Raw genomic sequence first — 12,345 nt, forward strand, 5'->3', positions numbered from 1 at the left:
GGCAGTGCTTCAGGTAAGACAGGCTTCGGCTAGCTCGTCAGCCTCATGAATGCACCCAGTTCGACCAATCCCGCAGGCGTACTGGGCATGTACTGCGTCAACGCGTGCGATCGAACGATGATCGCGCACCACTTGCCGCGTGAGACAGCAACATTGAGACGGTTTCGCGACAGCAGGAACGACATCCCTCGCGGGACGTCCTCGACGGCAGATGCGGCCATCGACACGATTGCCACCGCAGCCTCGCGGCCCTGGAACTTGTCGACGGTCCCGACCTCGACCTCCGTGAGACCGGCCTCGGTGAGATCGCGCTCGACGGTGCCCACCTGGGCGTTGTACGCCGCGACCACGAGAATGTCCGACTGATCCAGCGGCCTGGTTCCCTCGAACTCGCTCGGGTCGGTCCAAGGCGTACCGAGAAGGCCCTGGATCTGGCGAACGATTTCCTGGGACTCTTCCGGGGAGTAGGTGGAATTGCCGCGGTGATCGACGAACACCGTGTGTACTCCGGCAGCGAGTCCGTCGAGTTTTCTTGCCGCACTCACGGTTTCCTGGGAATGCAGCTTGCCCTCGTACGACAATGCGGACACGGGCGCACACAGATCCGGGTGCATCCGCCACGTTTTCTCGAGGAAGTAGCCGAGTTCGGGTGGCAGTGCGCCGTGTCCCTCGGCGAGCCAACCGAGTGCCGATTCGTCGACCGGTTCGGGGTGAGTACCTTGGCTCACCTGCGGCAACTGCTGCGGATCGCCCAGCAGCAACAGGTTTCGCGCGGAAATCGCGACGGCAATGGTGTTCGCCAGCGCGAATTGGCCTGCTTCGTCCACGACGAGCAAGTCCAAGCTGCCCGCTGGAACACGATCGGTGTTCGAGAAGTCCCACGCAGTGCCGCCGATGACACAGCCGACGCCTTCGGCCTCGGCGATGAATCCCGCATATTCTTCGGATGCGATGTCCTGCCATTCTGCGGTCTTGCTCCGGCTGCCCTTCTTCGCGACCAGTGCAGGGTCCACGCCGGCTTTCAGAATGCCGCCGAGCATGTTCTCGACCACCGAATGTGATTGTGCCACCACGCCGATTCGCCACTGATGTTGTTCGATCAGTGTCTTGACGACACGAGCGCCCGTGTAGGTCTTGCCCGTACCAGGGGGACCCTGTACTGCCACGTAGGAATCATCGAGGTCGAGAAGTGCGGCGGTGATGGCGTCGGCGTAGTTGTTGTCGGTGCCGACAGGTGGCAGCGGTGAACCCGAGAGGGTTCTCGGGGTGCTGCGCCGGAGAATGTCGACTGCCGCGATGTGTGGCAGTTCGGGCAGGCTCTCGCTGGCGTCGGATGCGGCAGCGGCGATCGACTTCTCCATACGTCCCGTGGGAATCGGACGACCAGGTGCCAATGCGACTGGGGTATCGAGGTATTCGTGACCGCCGAGCAGTTCTTCCACGGTGACCACGTCGAGCCCTTCGGACTTGACCACGGCGGTGACCTTGACGCTGCTGGTGCCGCGTTGGGTGGGGTTCTCGCTTGCAACGGCATCGGGGGAGGGGGTTGCGTAGAGCGCGAAAAGATCACTGCCCGGGCTCAAAGACGTTCCGGTGCCGAAACTTCCGGTCAACTGGATGTGGCGACGAAACTTCTTCTGCCGCGCGGTGCTCTTGTGCCAGTCCGTTTCGATTTCGGACTGCTCGACCACCATGACGTCGCGGATGTCCACGAGGTCTTCGATCGGTGTGACCAATCGGTCGAAGTGGGCCCACCAGTACGGCTTCCGCTCGCGATTGTGGTAACCGACTGCTGCGGCCAATAGAGCAGCAGCCTGCTGATCGGGGGTGCGTGTCGAACCGGCCTTGTGGCCGGCGAAGTCGCGGAGTGCGATTTCCGATTCGGTGAGTTCTTCGAGTGGAATCTTGATCTGTCCGGTCGGCTCTCGAAGTTCGACACCATGTTCTGCGGCGCGCTCGGCGAGCCAATCGCGCAGGCGGAGAGTGGATTCGCAGTCGTACTCGTTGTAGTCGGAGATGCCCTGAAGAAGTTCCCGGGCCTGGTCGGCTTGTCCGCCGTCGCGCAATTCGCAGTAGTCGGCATAGGCGACGACCGAGGCGGCGGCGTTGGTCACGTCACCGTCACGGCCGTGCTCACCCATGTAGAGCGGCTCGAGTTTCTTGATGCTGTACGAGCGTTGTCCGATCCGCAGGCACGCGCGGACGATCGGGTACAGGTCGACGAGCACGTTCTCGCTGAGCAGGGTGTCCACGGTCTGCTCGCCGACACCGTGACGTGCGGCCAAGCGCAACAGCGCCGATTTCTCGTACGCGGCGTAGTGGTAGATGTGCATGCCTGGATGAGCTTCTCGACGCGCGGTGACGTAATCGAGGAAGTCGAGGAGCGCCTGGCGCTCACCCTCGCGATCGTGTGCCCAGAACGGCTTGAACACGTAGTCGTCCGCAGGCCCTTCGACCACACCGAACAGATACTCCAACCCCCAATCGGTGGACCCGTCCTCGGCCCAGAGCGGATCGCCCTCGAAGTCGAAGAAGATGTCGCCGTCGTCGGGGATGGGGAGTCCGCCGAGCGCCGAGGGTTCGTAGACCTCGAATTCGGCGTCGCCGGACAGTTCCTGGCGTAGTTGAACCGCTGCCTGTGCACGGAGCTTGTCGAGTGTTTCCCGGCGGATTCCCTCGACTGGGCCGGTGCTCGCGGCGAGTTCGTCAATTGTCGTGATCCCCGAGACGATCAGCTGTTCACGCTGATTGCCGCGGACACCCGCAACCAGCAGCAGGTCTCGATGGCTTTCGACCTCGACGCTGCAGGTGTCGCATCGACCACAACGCAGGTACCGATCGTCGAGCCACTGTGTCGGTTTCCCCTCGGCGCGGTGCTCGTCGAGGACTCGTTCGAGTTCAGCTCTACGTGCCGCGAATACCGGCGCGATGTCTCCGATGTCGTGCGACGACGTGCTGCCGTCGCCTAGCAGTAGATGAACTTGATCGGAGGCGGCAATTGCATTGCGCTCCAACGCATCCGCGTATGCGGCGAGTTGTAGAAGTGCCGACACCTTGGCGTGCCGGGAGAGCTTGCTGTCGTAGACCGCGTAGGTGTCGCCTTCGCGGACGAGGAAATCGCAGAACCCGAGGAATCGGCCGTCGAAAAAGGTTCCCTGATAAATGACCGGCGCGCCCGATCGTGCTGCCTCGACGGTGGCCAACGTGGCAGCGGTCAGGCCTGCGCGTGAGTGTTCCGGTCGCGGCATGACGACGACGCCGTCTCCGTGCTGATCGATGAACTTCTGAAGCTGTTCGCGCTCGTGCGAGTCGCCGAGGCTCGACGTCCGTTCGAGCATCGGATCCGCCTCGGCGGCCTCGGCCGCGATCAGACCGGTTCGGGCGTCGAGTTGCCGCAGCAGTGCGAACTCGCACGAGGCCGCAGCCGAGAGGTCGCTGGCGCTGTAGACGATCTGATCATCGAGTAGGAACACAGGGCGATTGTGCCATCGCTCACCGACAAGGCAACCCACCAGTAATCGCTCACGAGCCGCGGATATCGGTAGCGGCGTGCAGAATGACGATCATGCCTTTCTTCGACGGACGAACCGGTCAGGTGCACTTTCGGCATTGGCCGGCGGCAGGGGGTGCGGTGCCCACGGTGTCACTGGTCTTTCTGCACGGTCTCGGCCAGCACAGCGGCCAGTATCACCGCTTCGCGGGCGCAATGACGGCGTCGGGGATCGACGTGTGGGCGATCGATCACACCGGGCACGGTTTGTCAGAGGGTGATCCGGGAGTCGGGGCTCCGCTCTCCGATCTTGCTGCCGATGCAGCCGCGCTCGCTGACATCGCTTTGGCGGAACTGCCCGAAGTCCCGCAGGCGGTGATGGGCCATTCCTTGGGTGCGGTGACGGCGCTGACGATGCTGGCTCATCGCGATCACGATTTTGCCTCCGCAGTGCTGTGCGGCATTCCGCGCAGTGCGGTCGAGCAACACGGGTGGGCGGAACTCTCCGACGCGGGCATCCCAGTCCTGGTCGTTCACGGTACCGACGACCGGATCGCCCCGGTCGATCCCGTCCGGGACTGGGCGCGGACGCTGCGCAACGTCGAGATGCGCGAGTTCGAGGACGCCGGTCACGACCTGCTGCACGAGAAGGTTCACGCCAGTGTCACCAACGTCAGCCGTGAATTCCTTCTCGCGCATTCCAGGTAGTCCTCTCAGGAGAGCGCGCCGAGCACCTCTTTCGACGTGACGGGGTGCGAGAACATCGGGTAGTCGTAGGTGATCGCGTTCTCGTGTTCGGCGACCGAAGTTCCGGCTACACAATCGGTGAGTGTGATGACCCGGTAGCCGTTCTCGTATCCGGTGCGCATGGTCGATTCGACGCAGCAGTTGGTCAGGAAACCGCCGAGAAGTATCGTGCGAATTCCTTTGCTACGCAGAATGAAATCGAGGTTGGTGCTGGCAAAAGTGTCGAGTCCACGCTTGCCCTCGATGACGATGTCGCCGTCTTTCGGAGTGAGGTCGTCGACGATCGCAGCTCCCCAGGAACCCTTCACGAAGGCCTTTCCGTCGACGACGCCCTTGAGGATTCCGTACGGATGCGAGGTGATTTCGTTGTACCCCTCGGCGAAGGTGATCGGTGCGTGCATCACGGTGACACCCGCCGCACGGGCCGCATCGACCAGCGCGGCGGTGTTCGCGAGGAGTCCGTTCGATTCCATGACTGGTGCGACGGCCTCGTGAAGAACACCGCCCTCGGTGGTGAAGTCGTTCTGGTACTCGATGAGCACGACGGCGGTGGTCGCGGGATCCAATTCGAGCTTGTCGGTCATGGTCGGCACCTTCTCTGTTGTGGTCCGGGTCACGAATCTCCTCAATTAAACAGTTTGTCAGACAAGCAGGCAAGGGGTGGTAGCGTCGCGGCATGGATACGACTCCGTTGTCGCGCATGCCGCTCAGCCTTGCCGTGTCGGGACGAATCCGCGCTGCCATTCTCGACGGTTCACTCCCGGTCGGTGAGGCATTGCCCACCGAACAGGAACTTGCACAGACGTTCTCGGTGGGTCGATCGACGGTCCGTGAGGCCCTTCGGGTCCTGCAAGCGCAGGGATTGTTGACCGGCGCGGACACCACTTCTACTGCCAGGCCTCGGGTGACGCACGAGCATACGGCCGATTCCGCGGCCACAGCTCTCAGCACGGCGTTGCAGGTGGGTGCAGTTCCATTGGGCGATCTTGTCGAATTGCGAGTGCTGCTCGAAGCTGCTGCGCTGCGCACTGTCGTCGCGGTGCCGAACGGCGCCCGGGATGCGATCGAGCGGATGCGCGTCGCAACCCTTGCCGACGACTCGGTCGCATTCCACGACGCCGATGTCGACTTTCACGTTGCGCTGGCCGGAGCCGGCGGGAACAAGGCGTTCGGGTTGGTCATGACGGTTCTCCGCGACAGCATCGCCGGCTACCTGCTGAGTGAACTCGACTCGCGCGAGAACTCGGCGGCCACGCTCGGCGCACTGCTGGCAGAGCACGAGGGTATCGCCGACGCGATCGAGCGCGGTGCAGTTGACGAGGCTGCCGTTTTGGTCGAGCGCCATGTGCGCGGATTCTACGAAGGACGAACACAATGACCACGAGTATCGATCTGTTGGGCGAGCGTCTGCAGAAAGCGGTGGGGGACAGGGCGACAACCGATCCCGACCGAATGGGTGCGTACGTCCGGGATCAATCACTGCTCACCGCAGCCGGAAGGCCCGCCGCGCTGGTCAAGGCGAAGACGGTCGACGACGTCGTTGCGGTCATGGCGGTGGCCCACGAACTCGCCGTTCCGGTGGTGACACGAGGGGCAGGTACCGGGTTGGCCGGCGCCGCCAACGCACTTGACGGATGCATCGTCTTGAGCGTCGCGGGCATGGATCGAATTCTCGAGATCGATCCTGCCGCGCGCACCGCCACGGTGGAGCCCGGAGTGATCAACGGTGACCTGGCGGAAGCTGCTGCACAGCAGGGTCTTTGGTACGTACCGGATCCGGGAAGCCGGTCCATCTCGAGTATCGGCGGCAATCTGGCGACAAATGCAGGCGGCATCTGTTGCGCCAAGTACGGCGTCACCGGTGATCACGTTGCGGCCCTGACGGCGGTACTCGCCGACGGGCGTGTGATCCGTACCGGTGCACGGACGCGCAAAAATGTTGCGGGGCTGGACCTGACACATCTGCTCGTCGGGTCGGAGGGCACTCTCGCGGTCATCGTCGAAGCCACGATGCGGTTGCGTACGGCGCCCACTGCCGCGACCACTGTGGTCGCCTTCTTCGATTCCGCGGAGTCCGCGATCGATGCCGTCCTCGCCGTGTCGGCAGTGGCCGAACCGTGTCAGATGGAGTTGATGGACGACGTCACCATCGGCGCCGTCAATCGGCTGACCAAGATGGGGCTGGACGAATCGGCCGGGGCGATGCTGCTCATCCAGTGCGACGGTAGGTCGGCGGCCGCCGAGGCAGCGGACTGCGCCGCGGCGTGCGAAAGTGCCGGGGCCCGAGAGGTTTTCCACACCGACGATCCGGTGGAAGGTGAAGAGTTCACCGCCGCGCGCCGCATGGCCTTGCCGGCTCTCGAGGCGTTGGGCACGGTACTTCTCGACGACGTCGCGGTGCCGGTGCCGGCGTTGCCGTCCATGTTGGAATGCATTCGTGAAGCGGCCGATCGCCACGGCGTCACGATCGGAACCTTCGGTCACGCCGCCGACGGCAATCTCCACCCGACCATCGTGTTCGACGCTGCCGAATCGGGTGCGCAGGATCGTGCGCGCGGAGCTTTCGACGACATCGTTGCCGGCGCACTGGCGTTGGGCGGAACGATCAGCGGTGAACACGGTATCGGGGTTCTCAAAGCGCCGTACATGGCGGACATGGTCGGCCAGACCGAACGCGAAATGATGCTTGCAGTCAAGGCCGCATTCGATCCGAAGAACATTCTCAATCCCGGACGAGGTATCTGAGCGGTTCGTTCGTGCCTCAGTCGCCGGAAATTGCGCTACCAGACGAACGTGTTGCCGCACGACGCTTTTCAAGTGACGATGGCCCTCATGAAGCTGTTGATGCTCGGAGGAACACGGTTCCTCGGCCACGCTCTCGTCGATGACGCTTTGGTCCGGGGCTGGGAGGTGACAGTGCTCCATCGTGGGCTCACCGGAGCGCCACCACCTACAGCGGAGGTCCTGTTCGCGGATCGCACCGATCAGCGTGCGATGGTTGATGCGCTCGGTGATCGTCGATGGGATCTTGTCGTCGACACCTGGTCGGGTAGCCCCCGAGTGATCGGGGAAAATGCGCGCGTCTTACTCGGTCACGTCGACCGGTACGCATACATCTCCAGTGGATCCGTCTACCAATGGGGCTTGCACGTAGACGAGACCTCACCAGTGGTGGCCGCATCTGCAACCTCCGATGACTACAGCGATTACGCGTCCGCCAAACGCGGGGCCGAACTCGCTGTCCTGGAATCCTTCCCGGACGCGTTACTCGCGAGGGCAGGGTTGATCCTCGGCCCGCGCGAGGACATCGGGCGGTTGCCGTGGTGGCTGCAGCGTATCGCGGCGGGCGGACGTGTCGTTGCTCCCGGAGTGCCGACCAGACCGTTGCAGTACGTCGATGCCCGCGACATCGCAACCTTTGTCCTGGCCGGACTGGCCGCCGGGATCAGCGGGGCATACGACGTCATCAGCCCGTCCGGCCACACCACTACCTCCGGACTCCTCCAGGCGTGCGTGGTTGCCACCGGTTCGGACGCTGAACTCGTGTGGATCGACGAGGACAGGCTGGCGGCCGCTGGAGCGCAGCCGTGGACACAACTTCCGTGTTGGGTGCCGCAGGAGGGTGAGTTCGCGGGCTTCCTCGAAGCCGACACCGCCAAGGCGGGGCAAGCAGGGCTGCGGTGCCGGCCCGTCGAAGACACCGTGCGCGATACCTGGGAGTGGATGCAGCGGGAAACTCTGCCGACTCAGCGGGAGGATCGTGCGGTGCACGGCCTTCCATCCGAGATCGAAAAGGAACTACTCTCCGCCAGACCCGTGAAAGACGATCGATCAGGCGTACAGGTCGCTGATCTTGGTCTTGTGAGCTTCGTGAATGATGTTGCGCTTGAGCTTGAGCGTCGGCGTCAATTCACCGGTCTCCTGGGTGAAGTCGACCTCGAGGATCGTGTACTTCTTGATCTGCTCGGGGTTGGAGACCTTCTTGTTCGCGTCGGCAACGGCCGAGTCGATCTCGGCGATCAGGTCGGCGTTCTTCACCAGATCGGCAATCGGGGTGCCGGCGGGCAGGCCGTTGCGCTCGACCCAACCGGGCAGAGTCTCCGGATCGAGGGTGATCAGTGCACCGATGAACGGCTGACCGTCGCCGACGACGAGGCACTGGCTGATCAGAGCGTGCGCGCGCAGGGAATCTTCGAGGCCTGCCGGTGCGACGTTCTTGCCGCCCGCGGTGACGATGATTTCCTTCTTGCGTCCGGTGATGGAGACGTAGCCCTCGTTGTCGATCGAGCCGAGGTCGCCGGTGTGGAACCAGCCGTCGACGATGGATTCGGCAGTGGCCTTCTCGTTGTGCCAGTAGCCGGCGAACACGACCGGGCCCTGCAGGAGGAGTTCGCCGTCCTCGGCGATCCGTGCTGCATGGCCGTTGATCGGCTTGCCGACGGTGCCGACGCGCTGCGCACTCGAGGTGTTGACGGTGATTGCGGCGCTGGTCTCCGTGAGTCCGTAGCCCTCGTAGATCGGGATGCCGACGCCGCGGAAGTAGTGGCCGAGACGCGCGCCGAGGGCTGCGCCACCGGAGACTGCACGCTCGCACTCGCCACCCAGAGCTGCGCGCAACTTCGAGTAGACGAGCTTGTCGAATACCGCGTGCTTGAGCTTGAGTGCCAGGCCGGGGCCACCCTTTTCGAGGGATTCGCTGTATTCGATGGCGGTGGCAGCAGCCTTGTCGAAGATGCTGCCCCTACCGCCGTCGACTGCCTTCTGGCGAGCCGAGTTGTACACCTTCTCGAACACGCGGGGCACCGAGAGGATGAAGTTGGGCTTGAAGCCGGCGAACTGCTCGAGCAGCGTCGTCAGGTCCGACGTGTGGGCGACGGTGACCTTGGCGTCGAAAGCGCCGAAGGAGATCGCCCGCGCGAATACGTGGGCAAGCGGCAGGAACATCAGAGTCTTCTTGCCGGGGACCATCGACTCCGGCATCGCCAGGCGGCAGGCGTTGGACTCGGCGTAGAAGTTGGAGTGCGTCAGCTGGACGCCCTTGGGGCGTCCGGTGGTCCCGGAGGTGTAGATCAGGGTCGCGGGCGAGGCAGCGGTGACCTGGTGACGACGAGTGTGCAGTTCTTCGTCGGTGATTGCCGAACCGCGACTGGACAGCTCGTCGATCGCACCCGACTCGATGACAAGAACCTCGCGGAGGGCTTCTGCGCCGTCGGCGACTTCCTTGTGAGTCTCCGCGTGCTTGGCCGTTTCGACGACCAGAAGTGTCGTCGCTGAATCCTCGAGGATCCACTGCGCCTGATCAGGGGAGGAGGTCTCGTAGATCGCGACGGTGCATCCGCCTGCAGTCCAGATGGCGTAGTCGAGAACGACCCACTCGTAGCGAGTCGCTGACAGGATAGCGACGCGGTCGCCGAGCTCGACGCCCGAAGCGATCAGGCCCTTGGCAACTGAGGAGACCTGCTTCGCGAATTCAGCTGCAGTGACGTCGACCCATCCACCGTTCGACGGCCTCTTGAACGGCACGAATGTGGGGTCTTCTTCGGCGTGACGGAACACGGAGTCGGCCATGGATACGTTCTCCGGAATTGAGAACGACTGTGGAACTGAGAACTCGCGCACTATTGACCCCTCCAGTGACTACTGACATTTCTGATGTGCATTGCATCACATTAGTCGTCATTTTGCACTGTCGTTACTATTCGGTAGAACTGGTCGGGCGCTGACCTGCAGTTTAGTGTGACCGCCTGTTTACAGGTACTCAGGCGACGTGTTGGAGCGTGCGACCGTGCACGGACAGCCACCGCCGAATTGCGTAGTCCAATCGGTCCGGATCCACTCCGAGTTGCTCTGCAGTAGCTGCAAGGATCTCCGAGGTGTCTCCCGGCAACTCGGTGGTGCCGAGTGTCGCGCTGATGAAGGTGTCGGCAGCGGTCCCCAGATCGGTGTGCGGAATTCCGGCCAACATCAACAGGTGGGCCCAGGTCACTTCGGAACCGTCTCCGCACGCGTCCACCCAGGCGTGGTGAACGGCTTCGAGAGCGTTGTCGGAATCGGCGGCCGACAGCAGGTCCTCGACGCTGTTGATCCGCAAGTGATGGAGTTTCTCGGCGACCTGTTGGATGTGCCGTGCCTCGATCGGGACACCCGTCGCCGTGTAGCGACGCTTGTACGAGCCGATCTTGCCTGCCCACTGGTCCGAACTGCCGGCTTCCTCGAAGGTGCGGAGTAGTTCACGTGCGCCATCCGTGACGGGTTTGTCCTCGCGGGCTTTCCGGTACGCCAGGTAGCGATCGACGACGGTCACTTCGCTGTGACCCGACGTGGACTGAACGGATTCGATGATGCACAGGGCGAGGCTCTGTCGATAAGCGTCTGACGCAACCCAGGCGGAAGGGTCGCCCAGGCGGTCACGGCACGCAGCTGCGACGGCGTCGACGGTATCGGTCGAGATGGTCACGGTTCCTCCAGAAAGCCGAATTCTTTTTGTTCCATTTGGGCTATCGGCACCGAGGAGCGAAATGTTGCACACATCACAAATTCACAGAGATCTCTTGGACTGTGCTCAGGCTGGAGAGGTGTGCACTCAGGCGAGGAAGGACAGCACTTCGTCGTCGCTGAGTTGATGAAAGTCCTCGAATGCAGCACCGACGCCGCCTAACAGGGCAGGAACGAAGGGGCAGACGACCCGATCGGCGGAGCACGCGATCACTCTCATGGCTTCGGGGGAGGCTACTGGGACCGCGACGATCACGGCGGCAGCACCCGCGGTGCGCGCGCATCGGCAGGCAACCGCGGCACTCGCGCCCGTAGCCATTCCGTCGTCGACGATCACCGCAGTGCGTCCGTGGAGGGAAACCGGGGTCCGCCCCTCGCGCAGGAGATGCGCCCGCCGTTCCAATTCGGTTCGCTCGTCGCGTTCGACGGCGACGAGTTCTCTTTTCGAGACGCGAACCGCTGCGATGACGTCGTGATTGAGGACCCGCACGCCGCCCTCACCGATGGCGCCCATCGCCAGTTCCGGGTTGTACGGACTGCCGAGCTTGCGCACCACCACGATGTCGAGCGGAGCGTTCAATGCCGCAGCCACCTCGGCTGCGACCGGAACTCCGCCGCGCGGGAGTCCGAGAACGACGGGCTTGTCGATACGCAAGGTCTCGAGCCGCCCGGCCAGAAATTTGCCGGCGGAAGATCGATCCCGATACTGGGTCACTGCGTTGTCCTCGAGAAGCTCGAACCCCGACCAGTTCGACGCTACTCGCTGCAGGTCACCGCGACGAGACTGTGAACCTCCGCAGCGCGAGAGCGGGATTCTTCTCGCGTACCTCGGCGATGCGAGCAGCCGAAACGAGTGCGGTGGCGACCCCGACCTGCTCGCCAAGTGAACACATCACGACGCCCATCGGGTCGACGATCATGCTGGCACCCGCGCCGCCGCGCGCGCTCTGATCTGCCGCTGCGATGTACATCGTGTTCTCGATGGCCCGGGCGCGCACGAGAGTGGTCCAGTGGTCTTCCTTGAGCGGCCCCGGCACCCACTGGGCGGGCAGGAGCAGGATGTCTGCGCCGACGTCGACGATGCGCCGGGTGACTTCCGGGAAGCGCAGGTCGTAGCAGGTCTGGAGGCCGAAGGTCAGGCCGTCGCACCCGAAAGTCTGCGGTTCGGTGATCTCGCCCGCGCGGATCACGGCTGACTCCTGGTAACCGAAAGCGTCGTAAAGATGCAGTTTCCGGTAGGTCGCCACCAGTTCGCCGTTCGGGTCCATCGCGACGAGGGTGTTGGAGATTCTGCTCACGTCGTCGATCCGCTCGTTCATTCCTGCCACGAGGAAGATTCCGAACTCCGCGGCGACCGACGCCAGCGCCGAACCGAATTCGCCGTCCAGGTCCTCCGCGGACTCGATCAAACGCTCATCCGTCTTCGGTGCGGTGAACATCGAGTATTCCGGCGCCACGACAACTTTCGCGCCGCGTGCTGCTGCATCGGAAGCCAGTGATCGCAGTGATTCGAGGTTGGCTTTCTTGTCCGTCCCCGGGGCGAATTGGGCAATCGCGACAACGGTCTGGGAGGGGGTGGCTGCGGTGGCTTCGGTCATGCTTCCTACGCTAGG

At 63.4% G+C, this 12,345-nt stretch carries 10 protein-coding genes and 1 pseudogene; 4 read left to right on the top strand and 7 right to left on the bottom strand.

The window, feature by feature from the left end:
• Positions 1-29: 29 nt before the first annotated feature.
• Positions 30-3,473 carry a bifunctional RecB family nuclease/DEAD/DEAH box helicase gene (locus G4D79_RS14880; RefSeq protein WP_099697863.1) on the bottom strand — a complete coding sequence of 1,148 codons (3,444 nt, stop codon included), beginning with the start codon at positions 3,471-3,473 and terminating at the stop codon, positions 30-32.
• Positions 3,474-3,556: 83 nt separating this feature from the next.
• Here G4D79_RS14880 and G4D79_RS14885 point away from each other — a divergent pair, with 83 nt between their 5' ends.
• Positions 3,557-4,198 (top strand): alpha/beta hydrolase, encoded by a 642-nt coding sequence (locus G4D79_RS14885; protein WP_003945142.1) that lies wholly within the window; start codon positions 3,557-3,559, stop codon positions 4,196-4,198.
• Between the two features lie 5 nt (positions 4,199-4,203).
• On the opposite strand, the gene G4D79_RS14890 is transcribed toward G4D79_RS14885, so the two are convergent.
• Positions 4,204-4,821, bottom strand: a complete 618-nt coding sequence (locus G4D79_RS14890; RefSeq protein WP_030536921.1) for a cysteine hydrolase family protein — start codon at positions 4,819-4,821, stop codon at positions 4,204-4,206.
• A gap of 92 nt (positions 4,822-4,913) precedes the next feature.
• Between G4D79_RS14890 and G4D79_RS14895 the strand changes: the two genes are divergently transcribed.
• The 3 genes and pseudogenes from G4D79_RS14895 to G4D79_RS34520 all read left to right on the top strand — a co-directional run.
• Positions 4,914-5,615 carry a FadR/GntR family transcriptional regulator gene (locus G4D79_RS14895; RefSeq protein WP_030536920.1) on the top strand — a complete coding sequence of 234 codons (702 nt, stop codon included), beginning with the start codon at positions 4,914-4,916 and terminating at the stop codon, positions 5,613-5,615.
• Complete coding sequence (locus tag G4D79_RS14900; protein WP_099697864.1) at positions 5,612-6,982, top strand: FAD-binding oxidoreductase; 1,371 nt, start codon at positions 5,612-5,614, stop codon at positions 6,980-6,982. The genes G4D79_RS14895 and G4D79_RS14900 overlap by 4 nt, the downstream gene beginning before the upstream one ends.
• 99 nt (positions 6,983-7,081) lie before the next feature.
• Positions 7,082-7,618: pseudogene (locus G4D79_RS34520) on the top strand (NAD-dependent epimerase/dehydratase family protein); the annotation flags it as partial.
• On the opposite strand, the gene G4D79_RS34525 reads toward G4D79_RS34520, so the two are convergent.
• The 5 genes from G4D79_RS34525 to G4D79_RS14925 all read right to left on the bottom strand — a co-directional run bounded on the left by G4D79_RS34525 (position 7,502) and on the right by G4D79_RS14925 (position 12,330).
• Positions 7,502-8,008: a hypothetical protein gene (locus G4D79_RS34525; protein ID WP_235867830.1), complete on the bottom strand. Its 507-nt coding sequence runs from the start codon at positions 8,006-8,008 to the stop codon at positions 7,502-7,504. The pseudogene G4D79_RS34520 and the gene G4D79_RS34525 sit on opposite strands and share 117 nt — an antisense overlap.
• Before the next feature lie 60 nt (positions 8,009-8,068).
• Complete coding sequence (locus G4D79_RS14910) at positions 8,069-9,856, bottom strand: long-chain fatty acid--CoA ligase (RefSeq protein ID WP_099697865.1); 1,788 nt, start codon at positions 9,854-9,856, stop codon at positions 8,069-8,071.
• Between the two features lie 139 nt (positions 9,857-9,995).
• On the bottom strand, positions 9,996-10,694 hold the full coding sequence (locus G4D79_RS14915; RefSeq protein ID WP_003945151.1) for a hypothetical protein: 699 nt from the start codon (positions 10,692-10,694) through the stop codon (positions 9,996-9,998).
• A 126-nt stretch (positions 10,695-10,820) separates the two neighbouring features.
• Positions 10,821-11,447 (bottom strand): phosphoribosyltransferase, encoded by a 627-nt coding sequence (locus G4D79_RS14920; RefSeq protein WP_007736162.1) that lies wholly within the window; start codon positions 11,445-11,447, stop codon positions 10,821-10,823.
• 55 nt (positions 11,448-11,502) lie between these two features.
• A complete protein-coding gene (locus G4D79_RS14925) occupies positions 11,503-12,330 on the bottom strand; it encodes a carbon-nitrogen hydrolase family protein (protein WP_050656184.1) in 828 nt (275 codons plus the stop codon).
• Positions 12,331-12,345: the final 15 nt, after the last annotated feature.

The organism is Rhodococcus sp. WY5, from assembly GCF_018588185.1.
Taxonomy (GTDB): Bacteria; Actinomycetota; Actinomycetes; order Mycobacteriales; family Mycobacteriaceae; genus Rhodococcus_F; species Rhodococcus_F qingshengii.